At 67.2% G+C, this 473-nt stretch carries 1 protein-coding gene; it reads right to left on the bottom strand.

Annotation, left to right across the window (positions count from 1 at the left end):
* Nucleotides 1-28: 28 nt before the first annotated feature.
* On the bottom strand, nt 29-473 hold a 445-nt coding region (locus tag I6F37_RS38880; protein ID WP_225154204.1), incomplete at its 5' end, for a branched-chain amino acid ABC transporter permease.

The following is a 473-nucleotide window of genomic DNA, read 5'->3' as shown; positions in this document are numbered from 1 at the left end:
ACCGCAGCGCCAACATGCATCAGTTTCATCAGTCGTCTCCCAGGTGCGGGTCGCGCAGCGATCGCCACAGCAGGATCGGCAGGATCGACGTGAAGACGATCACCTCCTTGAACGAGCTCGCCCAGAACGACCCGAACGATTCGAGCAGGCCGACGCCGACCGCCCCGACGGCGGCCAGCGGGTAGCTCGCGAGCCCGGCGAACACCGCGGCGACGAAGCCTTTGAGCCCGATGAGGAAGCCGCTGTCGTAGAAGACCGTCGTCGTCGACCCGATCAGCAAACCCGACAGGCCGCCGATCAGCGCGGCGATCGTGAACGAGACGCGGCCGGCGCGCGCCGACGATATTCCCATCAGCCGCGCGCCGAGCCGGTTGACCGCCGTGGCCTGCAGCGTCTTGCCCCACATCGTCCGCGAGAACACGATCCACAGCAGCACGATCAGCGCGGCCGACGCCGCGACGATGATGATCGAC

The organism is Bradyrhizobium sp. NBAIM08 (assembly GCF_020193935.1).
GTDB classification, from domain to species: Bacteria; Pseudomonadota; Alphaproteobacteria; order Rhizobiales; family Xanthobacteraceae; genus Bradyrhizobium; species Bradyrhizobium yuanmingense.
This window is presented reverse-complemented; position numbering and strand designations above follow the sequence as displayed.